Here is a 16,297-nt window from a genome sequence, read left to right on the forward strand (position 1 = left end):
CGAATGCAGTGTGTCAGTCGACTTTCATTGCCTGACACACTGCATTCGCGAGCAAGCCCGCTCCCACAGGTTCATGTGTATGTCAGAGGTTTTAACAGGGCTTAGTATTTTTACTCTAAAAATGACCACTGAATATTCTTGAGTCGGATTAGTGACTAGGGAGGCCTATTTTGGCTCTAGTCGACCCTTGGCAAAGCTGCTACTCTCGGCGCGCTTTTGTGACTTCTCGGCCTTCATTCAAGCCAGATTCACCAACAAACACACACCAATAATAATCGCATCAAATGCGGTGAGAATTCGCGTTGCTGAGGAGTGGGCTTCCATGATTGAAGACTTTTGGAAGGATAAGTACCCAGCTGGGATTGCTGCCGACATCAATCCAGACGAGTATCCGAATATTCAGGCAGTGTTGAAGCAATCCTGCCAACGCTTCGCCAACAAGCCGGCATTCAGCAACCTCGGCAAGACGATCACCTACGGTGAACTGTACGAACTGTCCGGTGCCTTTGCCGCGTATCTGCAACAGCATACCGATTTGCAGCCCGGCGATCGAATCGCCGTGCAACTGCCCAACGTTCTCCAGTACCCGGTGGCCGTGTTCGGTGCGATCCGTGCCGGTCTTATCGTGGTCAACACCAACCCGCTGTACACGGCGCGGGAAATGGAGCATCAGTTCAACGACTCAGGCGCCAAGGCGCTGGTGTGCCTGGCCAACATGGCGCACCTGGCCGAAAACGTGGTGCCCAAGACGAGCGTCAAACACGTCATCGTGACCGAAGTTGCCGACCTGTTGCCGCCGCTCAAGCGTCTGTTGATCAACAGCGTGATCAAGTACGTCAAGAAGATGGTCCCGGCGTATCACCTGCCCAAGGCCGTCAAGTTCAACGACGTGCTGAGCAAGGGCCACGGCCAGCCCGTGACCGAGGCCAACCCGTCCAGCGACGATGTGGCGGTGCTGCAATACACCGGCGGTACCACCGGCGTGGCGAAGGGCGCGATGCTGAGCCATCGCAACCTGGTGGCCAACATGTTGCAATGCAAGGCGCTGATGGGCTCCAACCTCAATGAAGGTTGCGAAGTGTTGATCACGCCGCTGCCGCTGTACCACATCTATGCCTTCACCTTTCATTGCATGGCGATGATGCTGATCGGCAACCACAACGTCCTGATCAGCAACCCGCGGGATCTTCCGGCGATGGTCAAGGAACTGTCCAAGTGGAAGTTCAGCGGTTTCGTCGGCCTCAATACGCTGTTCGTGGCCCTGTGCAACAACGAAGGTTTCCGCAAGCTGGATTTCTCGGCGCTCAAGGTTACCCTGTCCGGTGGCATGGCCCTGCAACTGGCGGTGGCCGAGCGCTGGAAGGAGGTCACCGGCTGCCCGATCTGCGAAGGCTACGGCATGACCGAGACCAGCCCGGTAGCCACCGTCAACCCGATCCAGAAGGTTCAGGTGGGTACCATTGGCATTCCGGTGCCGTCGACGCTGTGCAAGGTGATCAACGACGCGGGCGTCGAATTGCCGCTGGGGGAAGTCGGCGAGCTGTGCGTGAAGGGGCCGCAAGTCATGAAGGGCTACTGGCAACGTCAGGAAGCCACCGACGAGATCCTCGACAGCGAAGGCTGGCTCAAGACCGGGGACATCGCGCTGATCCAGCCGGACGGCTACATGCGCATCGTCGATCGCAAGAAAGACATGATCCTGATCTCGGGCTTCAATGTGTACCCCAACGAACTGGAAGACGTGTTGGCGACCTTGCCGGGCGTGCTGCAATGCGCCGCCATCGGCATACCGGACGAGAAATCCGGCGAGGCGATCAAGATTTTCATCGTCGTCCGGCCGGGGGCTACGCTGACCAAGGAGCAGGTGATGGAGCACATGCGCGCCAACGTCACTGGCTACAAGGTGCCCAAGGCGGTGGAGTTCCGCGATGCCTTGCCGACTACCAACGTGGGCAAGATTCTGCGACGCGAGTTGCGGGATGAAGAGCTCAGGAAGCTGGGTCTGAAGAAGTAGGGCAGGCTGCAATCCACAATCTGTGGGAGCAAAGCTTGCTCGCGATTGAGGTAGGCCAGCCGACGCAATCGCGAGCAAGCTTTGCTCCCACGGCGGTACCGGTTACAACTTGAACTGGGCGAAATTCAGGTTGGTACCACCGGGCCGCAAATCCTGCAGATACGAATCCTTGTCGGCACTCAGCTCCAGGCTCAGGGCTGCCTTGCGCTTGCCCTGGTTACGTACTTCCAGGCCTTCTATCTTTTCCCGCAGGAACACGGTCGGTACCTTCAAGTGCAGCAGCTCGTCGGTGGTCGGAGTGTGCAGCAACAGATGGACCCATTCGTACTGACCGACGGCCAGGCGTGTCACCGGGATGTTGAACCAGAAGATGTTGCGGTTGCGGTTCAATTCGCTGAAGTGGCAATTATTGACGCCCAGTACGGCACCGCCCAGTTCCTGGTTCCTGCGGGCGATGGCCTGTTTCTTATCGAGTTTCATAACATTCCTACGGGATTGGAGCTTCAGGTCGCAGCCCGAATACGTAGGGCATTCTCGGGGGTTGGCCGGCAAACATAAAGCGCAACCTGCATTCGACGATGAAATATGCCGCCGAAAAATGAAACTCCCCGCAAACGGCCCCGGTCAACCCTTATGTAATGACTTTTGGTACCGTTGTTCACAGGAGAGACATCATGGGTAGCACGAGCGATAAGGTGAAGGGCGTTGCCAACGAAGCTGTCGGCAACATCAAGCAAGGCGTCGGCAAGGCCACCGATAACGACCGCATGCGCGCCGAGGGCGTGGTACAAGAGAAAAAAGGTGAGGCCCAGCAAACCGCAGGCAAGGCCAAGGACGCGCTCAAGAAAGGCGTCGACGAGGCTTGACCGGGCTGTCGTGAAAAAACGATTGGAACGGCCATCTGCGGATGGCCGTTTTCATGTCGGCTCGAACTTGCACCTGGGAAATTGTTCCAAAGTCGCCAAACAGGTTACTTTGTCTTGGATAACAACCCTATGAGTCGCCAGACGACCTTCCTTTTTTTGCGGCGAAAGGAGACGCACATGATGTTTCCGGCCTTGAAAGGCTTACCCCTTCATCGTGTGATGATGCGTACCGTGACCGAGTTTCTCGACGACGAGATGTCGACCTACGCCTCGGCATTGGCCTACCAGATGCTGTTTTCGCTGTTCCCCTTCATTCTCTTCCTGATTGCCTTGATCGGCTTCCTGCACCTGCCGGATTTCTTCTCCTGGCTGCGCCTGCAATCGGAACTGGTGCTGCCGCCCCAGGCCCTGGAGCAGGTCAACCCGGTGATCGATCAGTTGCAGCAATCCAAGGGTGGGTTGTTGTCGGTGGGTATCGTCATTGCCTTGTGGACTGCCTCTGCGGGTGTGCGCTTGATGATGAGTGCGATGAACGCCGCCTACGACGTGGTGGAAGGGCGTCCAGCCTGGAAACGCTTCCCGCTGTCGATTCTGTACACGGTCGGCATTGCCGGCATGCTTTTGGCGGCTGCGGCGTTGATGGTTCTCGGGCCGCAGGTGATGGGCTGGATCGCGGCGCAGGTGGGGCTGGAGGAATTCATTGTCACGGTCTGGACGATCGTGCGCTGGCCGGTGATCGTCTTCCTGCTGATGGTGGCCGTGGCACTGATCTATTACGTAATGCCGGACGTCAAGCAGGAGTTTCGCTTCATCACGCCGGGTTCGGTGCTGGCGGTGGTGGTGTGGATCATCGCTTCCCTGGGCTTTGCGTTTTACGTCAAGACCTTTGCCAACTACAACGCCATGTATGGCAGTATCGGTGCGATTATCGTGCTGTTGCTGTACTTCTATATTTCTTCGGCGGTGCTGTTGCTCGGCGCAGAGATGAATGCGGTGATCGAGCACATGTCTTCCGAGGGCAAGGACCCTGGGGAAAAGAGCCCTGGCCAGCACGAAAAACAGCATGTGTCGGGCCTGGGGCGCGACCATTCCATCCATCACACCCACCCTGACGAAGCCCGACCATGATTCGTGAAATCCTGAAAATGGGCGATGAACGCCTGCTGCGCATCGCCCCGCCGGTGCCTGTCGAGATGTTCGACAGCCCGCAGTTGTGGCAATTGATCGACGACATGTTCCAGACCATGGAAAGCGTTGGTGGTGTCGGGCTGGCGGCGCCGCAGATCGGTGTGGACCTGCAGCTGGTGATCTTCGGTTTCGAGCACAGCGAGCGTTATCCCGATGCCGAGGCAGTGCCCCAGACCATCCTGATCAACCCGCTGATCACACCGCTGAGCCCGTTGATGGAAGAGGGCTTCGAAGGGTGCCTGTCAGTACCGGGCCTGCGTGGCGCTGTGGAGCGTTATCAGCACATTCGCTATGAAGGCTTCGATCCCAAGGGCGAGCCGATCGTGCGGATGGCCTCGGGTTTCCATGCGCGGGTGGTGCAGCATGAATGCGATCACTTGATCGGGCGTCTTTACCCGTCGCGAATCAAGGATTTCAGCAAGTTCGGTTTCACTGAAGTGATGTTTCCGGATCTGGATCCGGCTGCTGACGATTAATTGGACAGCTACACATAACCCCTGTGGGAGCGGGCTTGCTCGCGAATGCGATCTGGCGTCCAACGACGATGTTGACAATCAGTCCGCATTCGCGAGCAAGCCCGCTCCCACAGGGGATGCATTCAATTCAGTGCCTTGGGCACCAACCCCATCGCTATCATCGGCTTGCTGCGGGCATACCGGCTCAGGCGCTCGGCCATGGCGTAGGGCAGGGCAGGGTCGAAGCTGAAACCGCGTCGCTCATAGAAACCGCGCAAGTCCGGATGGCAGAACAACCACACCGGTTCCTCCACCCCTTTGATCGCTTCGGCAATCAACCGGGCGGCGATCCCTTGCTCGCGGTACGCCGGGTCGACAAACAGCCCGGTCAACCAATGCCCGCCCGATACCGGCCGCAGGCAGAGGGCTGCGACGATGTGTTCCTCGCGCGCCACCCATAGCTGCGCGTCACGCACTGCTTTCATCGAGGATTGGTGGGCACGATAGAACTTGTTCATCAACGGCCATAGTGGCGCGTCGAGCAGCATGTAGTGAATCTCAGGCATGTCAGAGTCGGAGGCGAGGAGGGGCGGGCATTATAACGGTCGGGTGTGAAGCTGCTGGGGCATCATCGGCCCCAGCTTGGAAGGGTTATTGAGCTCAGACAGCGGCCAGGAAGGGGTCCACGGACGGTTCCTTGGCATCCGTGCGGCGTTCCTGTTCTTTCTCCACTTGTGCGATTGCCGTCTTGTCCTGCATACGCTGGGCAATTTCCTGGCTGACCGCCAGTTTTTTCTCGGGCGGCATTGCCTCGTATTCTTCTTCGGTGATGCCCATCTCCTTGAGAATGCTGTCGCGAAGGCGTTCTTCCGGCGTCTTGCTCATGTAGTCCTTGAACTCGGCCGTTGCAGCGCCACCAACGGTCTGCAACTGCACGCGGGTCTTGGCGAACGCTTCATCGACATTGTCGCTGATGGCGGTGGCCGCGTTGACCTGCTGGGTGGCCTGGCGGGTAGCAGACTCCTGAACTTGGCTGGCCTGGGCCTGGACGTTGTCGCGCAACGCCTGCAGGGCGGCGCTTTGCAGGCCGCTGGCGGCCTCCGCGGTGGGGTCCTCCCCGGGACGCTTGAGCGGCAGATTAATCATTTGCTGTTTTGCACTGACCAACATGATGGACACCTGTAGGTAATGGCTGAGCGATGGGCAGGAGCAATTACCATGCCGTCGCTGGAAAGCCCCATGCCACCGGGCTTTAGCGAATGCAGGCAGGCCGCCCGGCGGCCAACCCTTGCCGCCCGGCGGCACGGTTCCACCGCATCGAGATCAGGTGCTTTCGCGAACCTTGAGTTCAAAACCCATGTCGACCACCGGCTGCGCGATGCGGTTGCCGGCCATCAACGTCAGCATCTGCTCGGCGGCACGTTGGCCGATGGCCTCCCGTGGCGTACTGATGCTGCTCAGGCGCGGGACCATATGGGCCGAGGCGGGCAGGTCGTTGAAGCCCAGCACCGATATTTGTTCGGGAATCCTGATGCCACAGCGCAGCGCCTCGAACAGCGCCCCGTGGGCCAGGTCGTCGTTGCCGAAGAAAATCGCATCGACGTCCGGATGACTGGCCAGCAGTTGAAGGAACAACTCGCCGCCCAGGCCCACCGATGACGGGCGTGGCGTCAGCAGCTCCAGGTCCGGGTCATAGAGACCGGCCTTTTGCAGTGCCCGACGAAAGCCTTCGCCACGCAGCAGGGTGCGCTGGTCCAACTGTGCGCCGATGTAGGCCAGGCGTTTGCGCCCCCTGGAAATCAGGTGTTCGGCGGCTGTTTCGCCGGCCTTGAGCTGGGAGAAGCCGACGCAGTTAAGGCCCGCGCCGGGGTCCAGTTCCATCATGTACACACAGGGAATGTTGCTGGCCTCGATCATGCGTCGGGCACTTTCAGTGCGGTCGAAACCGGTCAGCAGCAAACCACGTGGCTGATAGGCCATGTAGTTGCGCAGCAAGTCTTCTTCTTCGTCCCGCGAGTAGTGGTAGTTACCGATCACCACTTCGAAGCCCTTGGGTCTGAGCACGCGATGGATGGCTTCCAGGGTGTCGATGAACAGCAGGTTGGACAACGACGGCACCAGTACCACTACCGAATGGCTTTGCGCCGAAGCCAGGGCGCGGGCGGCGGGATTGACCACGTAGTTGAGTTCAACGGCGGCGTGGCGGACTTTTTCCACCAGCTCGGTGGCAACGGTGCTGACCCCGCGCAGGGCTCGGGAGGCGGTGATGGGGCTGACGCCAGCCAGTCGTGCGACTTCGTTGAGCGTAGGGCGACCGGTGGTGCGTGTATTTTTATCGTTTTTAGGGACAGTCATCAGGGTGGCTTGCCAAACAAAAATCAAGGCACTAAGGTAGCGCTGTCTCGACGTGGCTGCAAATACGTGACCGGGGTTTTGCCTGATCTCCGCCCGTGGATGTCGTGAACGAACATGCTGCAACTACAAAAATGACAAGAAGGCGTCGGCAACTTCTGCTTTTGCATTGGTGTCATAACTCGCAAAGGTAGCGCTGTCTGCGCGCTGAGGTGTTACATGAACAATCCCATCACCGCCCTCGTCATCATGGGCGTTGCCGGTTGCGGCAAGACATGCGTCAGCCAGGCCCTGTGCCAGTTGAGCGGCGCCACCGCCATCGAAGGCGACACTTTCCACCCAGCGGCCAACATCCAGAAGATGAGTGCCGGTATTCCCTTGAACGACGACGACCGTGCCGGCTGGCTCGACAGCCTGTGCGAAGAGCTGCGTCGTGTCGATGCCAGGGGCGAACGCCCGGTGTTGACCTGTTCGGCCCTCAAGCACAGTTATCGCGAGCGCCTGCGCAGCGCCTTGCCGGGCCTGGGCTTCGTATTCCTCGAACTCACACCTGAAGTGGCTGCCGACCGGGTTTCCCATCGTCCGGGCCATTTCATGCCGTCGACCCTGATCGATAGTCAGTTCGCCACCCTCGAGTCGCCTGTCGGCGAGCCCTTGACCCTGGCCCTGGATGCATCCAGCCACAGCGTCGACGAGCTGGCACGTGAGGCTTACGTCTGGTGGCTGGCCCACGGCCTCAAGCTCGCCAGCTGAGTTTTTTCAACGCGTCAGAAAGACAGCGCTGTCCCGACAGCTAACGAATAACTGCTTCAATAACAACAACAAATCAGGAGACACCTCCCATGTTTGGCATGTCCCACGAGACGTTTCTGCTGCTGGATGCAGTGGTCACGGTGATCGGACTCATCGTCCTCATCACCAAGTTCAAGTTCCATCCCTTCATTGCCCTGACCATCGCCGCCGCGTTCCTCGGCCTGACATCGGGCATGCCGACCGGCACTATCATCAAGGCGTTCCAGGACGGCTTCGGTGGGGTGCTGGGCTTTGTCGGCATCATCCTAGCGCTGGGTACGATGCTCGGAAAAATGATGGCCGAATCGGGGGGGGCCGATCAGATCGCCCAGACCCTGATCCGCGCCTTCGGCAGGGAAAAGGTGCAATGGGCCATGATGTTCGCCGCGTTCCTGGTGGGCATCCCGCTGTTCTTCGAAATCGGCTTCGTGCTGTTGATCCCGCTGGTGTTCATCGTCGCGCGCCGCACCGGCGTATCGATCATCAAGATCGGTATTCCGCTGTTGGCCGGTCTTTCTGCCGTCCATGGCCTGGTACCACCGCATCCGGGGCCGTTGCTGGCGATCGGCATATTCGGCGCTGATATCGGCAAGACCATTCTCTACGGCCTGATCGTAGCGCTGCCGACCGCCATCATCGCCGGGCCGATCTTCGGTACGTTCATTGCCAAGCACATTCCCGGTCACCCGAACCAGGAGCTGGTGGACCAACTGGCCCGGGAGACGAATGCCGCCGAACTGCCAAGCTTCAGCATCACCCTGATCACCGTGCTGTCGCCGGTATTCCTGATGCTGCTCAAGACCTTCGCGGATGTGGCGCTGCCGGACGGCAACCTCTTCCGGGTCTGGATGGACATGATCGGCCACCCGATCTCGGCCTTGCTGCTGGCCTTGCTGCTCTCGCTGTACACCTTCGGCTACAAGCAGGGCATCGGTTCCAACCAGATGCTGAAGTGGCTGGACGCCAGCCTTGCTCCGACGGCTGCGATCATCCTGATCATCGGTGCCGGCGGTGGCTTCAAGCAGATGCTGGTAACCAGCGGCGTGGGTGACGTGATCGGCCACATGGCCGTGAGCGCGCAGATTTCTCCGATCCTGCTGGCCTGGCTGGTGGCGGCGGTGATCCGTATCGCCACAGGTTCGGCGACCGTGGCAACCATTACCGGTGCCGGTATCGTGGTGCCGGTGGTGGGGATGATTCCGGGTGTGAACCGTGAGCTGCTGGTCCTGGCCACCGGTGCCGGCTCGCTGATCCTGTCGCACGTGAACGATGCGGGTTTCTGGTTGGTCAAGCAGTACTTCAACATGACCGTGGCCGAAACCTTCAAGACCTGGACGGCGATGGAAACCATCCTGTCCGTGGTGGGGCTGATCTTTATCCTGCTGTTGTCGCTGGTGATCTGACCGAAACGCAGTAACCAATGTGGGAGCATGGCTTGCCCGCGATACAGACACCTCGATCCCAAGTCGACCGCGTCGTCTTCATCGCGGGCAAGCCTTGCTCCCACAGGCCCGCTCCCACAGTGGGTTTTGCGTCAGGCGTTGGTCTTTTGTACCAGCCCATCCGCCCGGAACATTGCGCGGATTCCACGCACGGCCTGACGGATCCGGTCCTGGTTCTCGATCAGCGCAAAGCGCACATGATCATCCCCATATTCCCCGAACCCCACCCCCGGCGAGACGCACACCTTGGCTTCGGCCAGCAACTTCTTGGCGAACTCCAGCGAACCCAAATGCGCATAGGCCTCGGGAATTCTGGCCCAGACGTACATCGATGCCTTGGGATTTTCCACCATCCAGCCCAGCTCATGCAGGCCCTTGACCAGCACATTGCGGCGTTGGCGGTACTGCTCGGCGATGTCGCGCACGCATTGCTGGTCGCCTTCGAGCGCGGCGATGGCGGCCACTTGCAGCGGGGTGAAGGTGCCGTAGTCGTGATAGCTCTTGATCCGCGCCAGAGCGCTGACCAGCTCCGGGTTGCCCACCATGAAGCCGATGCGCCAGCCCGCCATGTTGTAGCTCTTGGACAGGGTGAAGAACTCCACCGCGATGTCCTTCGCCCCGGGAACCTGCATGATCGACGGGGCTTTCCAGCCGTCATAGACGATGTCGGCGTAGGCCAGGTCGTGGATCACCAGCACGTCGTATTGCTTGGCCAGGGCGATGACCCGCTCGAAGAAGTCCAGCTCCACGCACTGTGCGGTGGGGTTGGACGGGAAGCCCAGGATCATCATCTTCGGCTTGGGAATCGAGCCGCGAATGGCCCGCTCCAGCTCGTCGAAGAAATCCACGCCAGGCACCAGCGGCACCGAGCGCACCTGGGCGCCGGCGATCACCGCGCCGTAGATATGGATCGGGTAGCTGGGGTTGGGCACCAGCACCGTGTCGCCCTGGTCCAGGGTTGCCAGCATCAGGTGGGCCAGGCCCTCCTTCGAGCCGATGGTGACGATGGCTTCGCTCTCGGGGTCGATGTCCACCTCGTAGCGGTCCTTGTACCAACGCGAAATGGCGCGGCGCAGGCGTGGGATGCCCTTTGAAGTGGAGTAGCCGTGAGTGTCTTCGCGCTGGGCGACGGTGACCAGTTTTTCCACGATGTGCGGGGGCGTGGCGCCGTCGGGGTTACCCATGCTCAAGTCGATGATGTCTTCGCCGCGCCGACGCGCAGCCATCTTCAGCTCGGCAGTGATATTGAATACATAGGGGGGGAGTCGATCGATGCGCGCAAAGCGGCGCGACGAACCTTGTTCGGCCATTGTTGCCTCGAGATACGTGAGCGCCCGGAACCGTCCGAGCGACGTTGGCCACTGCGGTGGCCTGCGGCGCAAGATAAGGGCGTGCAGGGGATATTGTCCAGTGGCGGCCGACAACTATTTTCGACGACACTGTCGAGCCGGTCGCAGGACCCTGGTTGTCGACTGCGCGCCCTAAACCCGTCGTACCTCTTCGAATGGACTGAACAATGGAGTTTTCCAGCGGTTTCCTGCTGAGCCTTTCCTTATGCCTGGACATTGGCGTGGCCAACATTGCGATGATCACCCTGGCCATGCAGAGGGGCTATTTCCAGGGTTTTGCCCTGGGCCTGGGGACATGTGTGGGTGACCTGATTTACGCCGTGCTGGCGCTGGCCGGTATGACGGTATTGTTGCAATACGAGGCGGTACGCTGGGTCTTGTGGATCGGCGGCTCAGGGTTGTTGCTGTACTTTGCCGCGAAAATGGTCCACTCAGCGATTCATCACGACGCGGTGCTGGTCCAGGCTTCCGAGGCCCGCGATAACTCCTCTCGCCAGGAGTTTTTCCGAGGCATCTTCCTGGCCATGTCGTCGCCCAGCGCGATCCTCTGGTTCGCGGCGGTAGGCGGTACGCTCATTGCCCGCTCAGGTGGTGGCACGCTGCTCAGCTCGGCACTGTTCCTCAGCGGGTTCCTGAGTGCCGGTCTGCTGTGGTGTGCGGGCGTGTGCCTGGCGGCGACCCAGGGCGGCAAGCTGTTGGGGGATAAATTATTACGTTATTCCTATTGGGCATCCGCTGCGATCTTCTGCTATTTCGCGCTCTACGTGATCGTTTCTGGTTACAACGAGTTCTTAGGCGTCGCCCCTGGCCCTGCGATTTTCGGAGCCTGAAAAGCGAAACGGCCTGGCGATCATGGTTTGGCTTCTATACTGCCAAGCCCGACTTCATGTTTTGCGGAGTGTTGACGCATGGAAAAGCACGAGCGCGATTACACAGCCCAGCCACGTTTTGAACAGGGACACTTTCAGCTCATTGCCGGTTTTGGCGCTCGTTTTACCCCCGAAACCGCCCAGGATATTCCTCTGCTCTGGGAAAAGTTTTTACCCTGGCTCGGTGAGGTGCCAGGGCAGGTCAGTGACGTGACCTACGGCGTGTGCTGCAATCCGGATGGCAAGGGCGGGTTCGAATACATCGCCGGCGTCGAGATCAGCCGCCTGGACGATTTGCCGGAACAATACCGCTGGATCGAGCTCCAGCCTGCCCACTATGCGGTGTTCGAACATCGGGGGCCGTTGAAGACGTTGCCGGAAACATTCCGGTATATCTGGAAAGAGTGGTTGCCTCGATCAGGCCATGAAGCAGCGGATCAACCGGAGTTCGAACGCTACAGTGAAGACTTCAACCCCAGGACCGGCGAAGGCAGCCTGGAGGTCTGGATACCGCTCAAAGCCTAGAAGATCAATCCCATCCGCCGTCCATGACCGGCGAGGCCCTTGTAGGCCTCGCCGTTGTCGACCCGGCCCAGTCAGGTATACAAGCTGATCGCCGATTCGTTACGGGGATCGACCGAGAGCTCCAGACCCCTGATTTCCGGCCAGACTGCACGCGCCACGGCGGGCAATGCCTCCAGGCCGGCAAATTATTTTTATCCGGATTGTCGATTCTCCGTTTTTCCAGACGACCAAGGGTGTCTTCAACAAAAACCTGCGGAGAACCAGCATGAATACCCAAGCCACCGAAACCGAAATCCAGGCCCTGATCGATACCTATCGCCAAGCTGTCATGGCCAAGGACGTCGAAAAAGTCATGGCGCTCTACGACGAGGACATCGTTTCGTTCGATGCCATTCAGGCCTTGCAATTCAAAGGCAAGACCGCCTATCGCGCCCATTGGCAGGCCTGCATGGAAATGTGCCCCGGCCCGCACAAGTTCGACTTCCATCAAGTCCGGATCACCCCGGCGGACAACATTGCCTTCGCCCATTGGCTGGCCTATTGCGGCGGTACCAACGACAAAGGCGAAGAACAAGCTTGCTGGATGCGCGTAACGGCTTGCTATCAACGCGTCGCCGGGCAATGGAAGATTGTCCATGAGCATTGGTCGGCGCCGTTCGACCCGATGGCCGGTACCGCGATCTTCGATCTGCAGCCCTGATCGTCGGTTTTTTCTCCATCGCACGGTTCTACCGTCATAGTTGATCAGTTCGATCCCGGAGCTTTCCATGAAGTACTTATGCCTGGTGTATAGCAACGAGCAAACGCTGCACGACTCGCCCGACAGCCCGGAGGATGCGGAATGCCTGGCTTACGCGGAGTCGGTCCAGGGCAGCGGACGGATGATTGCCGCCGAGGCCCTGGAGTCGGTACAGACCGCCACCACGGTACGCATGCGCGGTGGCAAGCTGTCGATCACCGACGGCCCGTTCGCCGAAACCAAGGAGCAACTGGCGGGCTTCTACCTGATCGACGCCAAGGACTTGAACGAGGCCATCCAGGTCGCCGGCAACATTCCGGCGGCCCGGGTCGGCTGTGTCGAAGTCCGGCCGGTACGCCAACTGAACCCCTGAACAACAATCACAAACAGGATATTGCCCATGAACCTCAAGCCTGCCTCTTTCGAGTTATCCATCAGCCGGTTGATCGATGCTCCGCGCCAGAAGATCTTTCGCGCCTGGACCGAACCGGCCCTGCTGGCGCAGTGGTGGGGGCCCCATGGCATGACTACGCCGGAGTGCGAGATGGACCTGTGGGTCGGTGGCCAGTTCCGCACGCTGATGCGTGCGCCCGACGGCAGCGAGTACCCGACCATGGGGGTGTTCCTGGAAATCGTCGCGCCGCAGCGGTTGGTGTTCACCGATGCATTTCTTCCCGGCTGGCTGCCGTCAGGCAAAGCCTTCATGACCGCCGAGGTGGTGCTTGATGACGAGGGCGGTAAAACCCGCTACACCGCCCGTGCCCTTCACTGGAGTGAAGAGGATCGCCAGGCGCACGAGGCCATGGGTTTTCATGAAGGCTGGGGGGAGAGTCTGGACCGGCTCGAAGCACTGGTCACCCAAGGTATGCCCGACTGATGTCGGCCGAAGCGGTCAAGACGCGGGTCGAGCAGGTCTATCGCCAGGACTCGCGACGGATCCTGGCCACACTGATTCGCCTGCTGGGGGACTTCGACCTGGCGGAAGAGGCGCTGCACGAGGCGTTTTTCATTGCGGTCGAGCGTTGGCAGCTCGACGGTGTGCCAGACAATCCTCGGGCGTGGCTGGTGTCCACGGGACGCTTCAAGGCGATTGACCGTTTGCGCAGACGGGCGCGCTTCGCGGCATCGCGACCGATGTTGATCGCCCAGCTCGAAGCGCTGGAACAGTCCGATTGGAGCGACGAAGACTTGGAAGATGACCGTCTGCGCCTGATTTTCACCTGCTGTCACCCGGCGCTGGCGGCGGATGCCCAGGTGCCGCTGACATTGCGGGAGGTGTGCGACCTGACCACCGAAGAAATAGCCCGGGCTTTCCTCGCAGCTCCAGCGGCCATCGCCCAACGCATCGTGCGGGCCAAGGCGAAGATTCGCGATGCGAAAATTCCCTACCAGGTGCCCTCCCGCTCGGAACTGCCCGAACGGCTGGACAGTGTCTTGCGGGTTATCTATCTGGTGTTCAACGAAGGCTATTCGGCCTCGATGGGGGTCGAATTGACTCGGGAAGACCTGACCCGAGAAGCCATACGCCTGGCGCGCCTGTTGATGGAGTTGCTGCCTGAGGCCGAGGTCATGGGATTGCTGGCCCTGATGCTGTTGCACGAGTCCCGTCGACCGGCGCGCACCTCCGATACCGGTGAATTGATCCTGCTGGATGAACAGGACCGCTCCCTGTGGGACGCTGAGCTGATCGCCGAAGGTTGTGCCCTGGTGGAGGCTGCGCTGAATACCCGTCGATTCGGTCCCTATTGCCTGCAAGCGGCAATTGCGGCGGTCCATGCCGAAGCAGCGACTGCCCAAGAGACGGATTGGCCGCAGATCGTCGGGCTTTATGACGTGCTGCTGCGCGTCATGCCGTCACCGGTGATCGAACTCAACCGCGCCGCCGCCCTGGCCAAGCGCGACGGGCCGGCGGCGGGGCTGGATCTGATTGATGCAATCCTGCGGCGTGGCGAGTTGCTCGACTATCACCTCGCTCATTCGGCGCGGGCGGAGTTCTGTCGGCAATTGGGGCGAGTGGAGGAGGCGAGGGCTGCGTACCGGCGTGCGCTCGAGTTGACGCAGCAACTGCCGGAGCGGCGGTTTATCGAGGGGCGGCTGGCGGGGTTGCTGTGACCTGTGGCTAGACACTGCCTGCGTGGGCACCCGAATGCAACTGTGGGAGCGAGCCTGCTCGCGATAGCGGTGGACCTGTCGACAGAGATGTTGGCTGACCTGACGCCATCGCGAGCAGGCTCGCTCCCACAGGGATGCGGGTGTTTCAGTCAATAAAAAGGCGACCCGAAGGTCGCCTTTTTATTCAGCAGCGTTGATCAGAACTCGTGATCAGCGTTGTCCGGGTTCAGATCGCTGATGCCCAGCTTGCCGGCGGCCTGTTCGATTGAACCGGTCTGCTTGACCAGCGCGGCGATGGCGTCGCGCACGATCTGGTTGCCGGCGGTATTGCCTGCGGCGATCAGCTGGTCGTAGTGCTCACCCTTGTTGGCATGATCGACCATGACCTGGATCTTGGCTTCGGTGTCGGCCAGATCGGCCTTGAGCGCGGTGTCCGCAGCCGGATCGGCCTTGGCCACCAGGGACGACAGGCTGGCGCCGGTCATCTTGGTGCCGTCTACGCGGGTGTATTCGCCCAGGTACACGTTACGCACGCCCTTGGCGTCGTAGAAGTGCGAGTAGTGGGTGTTGTCGCTGAAGCAGTCCTGCTCGTCTTCTGGCGAGTTGGCTTCCAGGGACACCTTCATGCGCTCGCCCGCCAGTTCGCCCAGGGACAGGCTGCCCATGCCGAACAGCATTTTGCGCAGGCCGCTTTCGGCAGGCTCGGCTTCCAGGGTGGCGCGGTAGTTGTCGGCCACGTTCGGCTTCCAGTTGCCGACCATTTCTTCCAGGTCGCTGACCAGCAGTTGGGTCACCGACTTGAGGTAGGCACGACGACGGTCGTTGTGGCCGCCGGTGGCACCCGCGCCTTGCAGGTAGTCGGACGCAGGACGGTTGCCGGCACCCGGACCGGTGCCGTTGAGGTCCTGGCCCCACAGCAGGAATTCGATGGCGTGGTAGCCGGTGGCGACGTTGGCCTCGGAACCGCCCAGCTCGTTCAGGCTGGCGAGTTTTTCCGGGGTGATGTCTTTTACGTCGACCTTGTCTTCGCCCACCTGCACTTCAGTGTTGGCAATGATGTTGGCGGTGGCGCCCGGGTTGCCCAAGGCGTGTTCGTAGGACTTGTCGACATAATCGATCAGGCCTTCGTCCAGTGGCCATGCGTTCACTTGGCCTTCCCAGTCGTCGACGATGGTGTTGCCGAAGCGGAACACTTCGCTCTGCAGGTAAGGCACGCGGGCGGCGACCCAGGCTGCCTTGGCGGCTTTCAGGGTCTCGGCGTTCGGCTTGGCCAGGAATGCATCAATGGCGGTCTGCAGGGTTTTCGCGGTGGATTCGGCATCGCTGTAGACGGCATAGACAATGTCGGCGTAATGCGCGACAACGGCCTTGGCGGCGGCTTCGTCGACCTTGCCGCTGGCAGCCGGGGTGGCCGGTGCGGCAGTGCTGGCGGCCGGCGTCGGCGCTTGCGGCGCGGCAGCCTTGTCCTTGCCTTCGCCGCAACCGGCGAGGGAAATAGCGATGGCCAGCAGACTGGCGGAAGCCAGGGGCATACGAATCATGGCGAACATCCTGCTTCGGTAATGGATGGGACTGGCGCGAGGGCGCGCAAAAG

General features: G+C 60.4%; 18 protein-coding genes and 1 pseudogene. 12 read left to right on the forward strand and 7 right to left on the reverse strand.

Annotated elements, in window-relative coordinates; genetic code table 11:
- Positions 1-322 precede the first annotated feature (322 nt).
- Positions 323-2,014 carry a long-chain-fatty-acid--CoA ligase FadD1 gene (gene fadD1 / locus AD666_RS00045; RefSeq protein WP_053146207.1) on the forward strand — a complete coding sequence of 564 codons (1,692 nt, stop codon included), beginning with the start codon at positions 323-325 and terminating at the stop codon, positions 2,012-2,014.
- Between the two features lie 102 nt (positions 2,015-2,116).
- Here the strand turns inward: fadD1 and AD666_RS00050 are convergent, their stop codons facing one another.
- Complete coding sequence (locus tag AD666_RS00050) at positions 2,117-2,494, reverse strand: hypothetical protein (protein ID WP_053146210.1); 378 nt, start codon at positions 2,492-2,494, stop codon at positions 2,117-2,119.
- 194 nt (positions 2,495-2,688) lie between these two features.
- Between AD666_RS00050 and AD666_RS00055 the strand changes: the two genes are divergently transcribed.
- The 3 genes from AD666_RS00055 to def all read left to right on the forward strand — a co-directional run bounded on the left by AD666_RS00055 (position 2,689) and on the right by def (position 4,544).
- On the forward strand, positions 2,689-2,880 hold the full coding sequence (locus tag AD666_RS00055; protein ID WP_053146213.1) for a CsbD family protein: 192 nt from the start codon (positions 2,689-2,691) through the stop codon (positions 2,878-2,880).
- Positions 2,881-3,057: 177 nt separating this feature from the next.
- Positions 3,058-4,008, forward strand: coding sequence for a YihY/virulence factor BrkB family protein (locus AD666_RS00060; RefSeq protein WP_053146216.1), 951 nt, complete (start codon positions 3,058-3,060; stop codon positions 4,006-4,008).
- The gene (gene def, locus AD666_RS00065) at positions 4,005-4,544 is read left to right on the forward strand and encodes a peptide deformylase (RefSeq protein ID WP_053146219.1); all 540 of its coding nucleotides are present in this window, start codon (positions 4,005-4,007) and stop codon (positions 4,542-4,544) included. Before AD666_RS00060 ends, def begins: the two co-directional genes overlap by 4 nt.
- Before the next feature lie 122 nt (positions 4,545-4,666).
- On the opposite strand, the gene AD666_RS00070 is transcribed toward def, so the two are convergent.
- The 3 genes from AD666_RS00070 to AD666_RS00080 form a co-directional block, all read right to left on the reverse strand.
- Entirely contained in the window at positions 4,667-5,089 is a 423-nt protein-coding gene (locus AD666_RS00070; RefSeq protein WP_053146221.1) for a GNAT family N-acetyltransferase, read from the reverse strand.
- A gap of 94 nt (positions 5,090-5,183) precedes the next feature.
- The gene (locus AD666_RS00075; protein ID WP_053146223.1) at positions 5,184-5,693 is read right to left on the reverse strand and encodes a hypothetical protein; all 510 of its coding nucleotides are present in this window, start codon (positions 5,691-5,693) and stop codon (positions 5,184-5,186) included.
- Between the two features lie 153 nt (positions 5,694-5,846).
- Complete coding sequence (locus AD666_RS00080; protein ID WP_053146225.1) at positions 5,847-6,878, reverse strand: LacI family DNA-binding transcriptional regulator; 1,032 nt, start codon at positions 6,876-6,878, stop codon at positions 5,847-5,849.
- Positions 6,879-7,094: 216 nt separating this feature from the next.
- Here AD666_RS00080 and AD666_RS00085 point away from each other — a divergent pair, with 216 nt between their 5' ends.
- Positions 7,095-7,628, forward strand: a complete 534-nt coding sequence (locus tag AD666_RS00085) for a gluconokinase (protein WP_053146228.1) — start codon at positions 7,095-7,097, stop codon at positions 7,626-7,628.
- Between the two features lie 89 nt (positions 7,629-7,717).
- Positions 7,718-9,070 (forward strand): GntP family permease, encoded by a 1,353-nt coding sequence (locus AD666_RS00090; RefSeq protein ID WP_053146231.1) that lies wholly within the window; start codon positions 7,718-7,720, stop codon positions 9,068-9,070.
- Positions 9,071-9,201: 131 nt separating this feature from the next.
- Here AD666_RS00090 and alaC read toward each other — a convergent pair whose 3' ends face one another.
- On the reverse strand, positions 9,202-10,419 hold the full coding sequence (gene alaC, locus AD666_RS00095; protein ID WP_053146233.1) for an alanine transaminase: 1,218 nt from the start codon (positions 10,417-10,419) through the stop codon (positions 9,202-9,204).
- A gap of 206 nt (positions 10,420-10,625) precedes the next feature.
- On the opposite strand from alaC, the gene AD666_RS00100 reads away from it, so the two are divergent.
- The gene (locus AD666_RS00100) at positions 10,626-11,288 is read left to right on the forward strand and encodes a LysE family translocator (protein ID WP_053146236.1); all 663 of its coding nucleotides are present in this window, start codon (positions 10,626-10,628) and stop codon (positions 11,286-11,288) included.
- A gap of 78 nt (positions 11,289-11,366) precedes the next feature.
- Positions 11,367-11,852 carry a GyrI-like domain-containing protein gene (locus AD666_RS00105; protein ID WP_053146239.1) on the forward strand — a complete coding sequence of 162 codons (486 nt, stop codon included), beginning with the start codon at positions 11,367-11,369 and terminating at the stop codon, positions 11,850-11,852.
- Here AD666_RS00105 and AD666_RS26725 read toward each other — a convergent pair.
- Positions 11,849-12,034: pseudogene (locus tag AD666_RS26725) on the reverse strand (GNAT family N-acetyltransferase); the annotation flags it as partial. The gene AD666_RS00105 and the pseudogene AD666_RS26725 sit on opposite strands and share 4 nt — an antisense overlap.
- A gap of 83 nt (positions 12,035-12,117) precedes the next feature.
- Between AD666_RS26725 and AD666_RS00110 the strand changes: the two are divergent.
- From AD666_RS00110 to AD666_RS00125, 4 genes are all read left to right on the forward strand, one after another.
- The gene (locus AD666_RS00110; protein WP_053146242.1) at positions 12,118-12,552 is read left to right on the forward strand and encodes an SgcJ/EcaC family oxidoreductase; all 435 of its coding nucleotides are present in this window, start codon (positions 12,118-12,120) and stop codon (positions 12,550-12,552) included.
- 67 nt (positions 12,553-12,619) lie between these two features.
- Entirely contained in the window at positions 12,620-12,964 is a 345-nt protein-coding gene (locus AD666_RS00115) for a YciI family protein (protein ID WP_053146245.1), read from the forward strand.
- A gap of 27 nt (positions 12,965-12,991) precedes the next feature.
- Positions 12,992-13,468 (forward strand): SRPBCC family protein, encoded by a 477-nt coding sequence (locus AD666_RS00120; protein ID WP_053146248.1) that lies wholly within the window; start codon positions 12,992-12,994, stop codon positions 13,466-13,468.
- A complete protein-coding gene (locus AD666_RS00125) occupies positions 13,468-14,703 on the forward strand; it encodes an RNA polymerase sigma factor (RefSeq protein WP_053146251.1) in 1,236 nt (411 codons plus the stop codon). Before AD666_RS00120 ends, AD666_RS00125 begins: the two co-directional genes overlap by 1 nt.
- A 197-nt stretch (positions 14,704-14,900) precedes the next feature.
- Here the strand turns inward: AD666_RS00125 and AD666_RS00130 are convergent, their stop codons facing one another.
- A complete protein-coding gene (locus AD666_RS00130; RefSeq protein WP_053146254.1) occupies positions 14,901-16,244 on the reverse strand; it encodes an imelysin family protein in 1,344 nt (447 codons plus the stop codon).
- Positions 16,245-16,297 lie beyond the last annotated feature (53 nt).

Source organism: Pseudomonas sp. Pf153 (assembly GCF_001269775.1).
GTDB classification, from domain to species: Bacteria; Pseudomonadota; Gammaproteobacteria; order Pseudomonadales; family Pseudomonadaceae; genus Aquipseudomonas; species Aquipseudomonas uvaldensis.

Excerpts from the sequence above, each read along its gene's own strand:
- fadD1 (WP_053146207.1), top strand. The coding sequence starts at position 323 with ATGATTGAAGACTTTTGGAAGGATAAGTACCCAGCTGGGATTGCTGCC.
- AD666_RS00050 (WP_053146210.1), bottom strand. The coding sequence starts at position 2,494 with ATGAAACTCGATAAGAAACAGGCCATCGCCCGCAGGAACCAGGAACTG.
- AD666_RS00055 (WP_053146213.1), top strand. The coding sequence starts at position 2,689 with ATGGGTAGCACGAGCGATAAGGTGAAGGGCGTTGCCAACGAAGCTGTC.
- AD666_RS00060 (WP_053146216.1), top strand. The coding sequence starts at position 3,058 with ATGATGTTTCCGGCCTTGAAAGGCTTACCCCTTCATCGTGTGATGATG.
- def (WP_053146219.1), top strand. The coding sequence starts at position 4,005 with ATGATTCGTGAAATCCTGAAAATGGGCGATGAACGCCTGCTGCGCATC.
- AD666_RS00070 (WP_053146221.1), bottom strand. The coding sequence starts at position 5,089 with ATGCCTGAGATTCACTACATGCTGCTCGACGCGCCACTATGGCCGTTG.
- AD666_RS00075 (WP_053146223.1), bottom strand. The coding sequence starts at position 5,693 with ATGTTGGTCAGTGCAAAACAGCAAATGATTAATCTGCCGCTCAAGCGT.
- AD666_RS00080 (WP_053146225.1), bottom strand. The coding sequence starts at position 6,878 with ATGACTGTCCCTAAAAACGATAAAAATACACGCACCACCGGTCGCCCT.
- AD666_RS00085 (WP_053146228.1), top strand. The coding sequence starts at position 7,095 with ATGAACAATCCCATCACCGCCCTCGTCATCATGGGCGTTGCCGGTTGC.
- AD666_RS00090 (WP_053146231.1), top strand. The coding sequence starts at position 7,718 with ATGTTTGGCATGTCCCACGAGACGTTTCTGCTGCTGGATGCAGTGGTC.
- alaC (WP_053146233.1), bottom strand. The coding sequence starts at position 10,419 with ATGGCCGAACAAGGTTCGTCGCGCCGCTTTGCGCGCATCGATCGACTC.
- AD666_RS00100 (WP_053146236.1), top strand. The coding sequence starts at position 10,626 with ATGGAGTTTTCCAGCGGTTTCCTGCTGAGCCTTTCCTTATGCCTGGAC.
- AD666_RS00105 (WP_053146239.1), top strand. The coding sequence starts at position 11,367 with ATGGAAAAGCACGAGCGCGATTACACAGCCCAGCCACGTTTTGAACAG.
- AD666_RS00110 (WP_053146242.1), top strand. The coding sequence starts at position 12,118 with ATGAATACCCAAGCCACCGAAACCGAAATCCAGGCCCTGATCGATACC.
- AD666_RS00115 (WP_053146245.1), top strand. The coding sequence starts at position 12,620 with ATGAAGTACTTATGCCTGGTGTATAGCAACGAGCAAACGCTGCACGAC.
- AD666_RS00120 (WP_053146248.1), top strand. The coding sequence starts at position 12,992 with ATGAACCTCAAGCCTGCCTCTTTCGAGTTATCCATCAGCCGGTTGATC.
- AD666_RS00125 (WP_053146251.1), top strand. The coding sequence starts at position 13,468 with ATGTCGGCCGAAGCGGTCAAGACGCGGGTCGAGCAGGTCTATCGCCAG.
- AD666_RS00130 (WP_053146254.1), bottom strand. The coding sequence starts at position 16,244 with ATGATTCGTATGCCCCTGGCTTCCGCCAGTCTGCTGGCCATCGCTATT.